The organism is Halorubrum sp. SP9, from assembly GCF_005435015.1.
Lineage (GTDB): Archaea > Halobacteriota > Halobacteria > Halobacteriales > Haloferacaceae > Halorubrum > Halorubrum sodomense.
The window spans coordinates 1-232 of record NZ_SGXU01000716.1 but is presented as its reverse complement, the minus strand read 5'-3'; the positions used below and the strand labels follow the sequence as shown (position 1 = coordinate 232).

1 pseudogene is annotated in these 232 nt (G+C 68.5%); it reads left to right on the top strand.

What is annotated here, in order from left to right:
• Window positions 1-232, top strand: a pseudogene (locus EXE45_RS19100) (branched-chain amino acid ABC transporter permease); the annotation flags it as partial.

The window sequence follows — 232 nt, the reverse complement described above, 5'->3', positions numbered from 1 at the left end:
GGTGAGCGGCGACGCGCTCGCGATCGGCGTCCCGTACGTCGACGCGCTGATCCTCGACGTGGGGCGGCTCACGGGCGAGAGCGTCGAGAACCTGCTCGGGCTCGGGATCGACCTCTCGGCGACGGTGGTCTCGTACTACGCGCTCGGGATCGTCGTCGTCGTCTGCTACTTCGCGATGCAGCGGATCCTCCACTCGCCGTTCGGGCGCGTGATGATCGCGATCCGCGAGAAC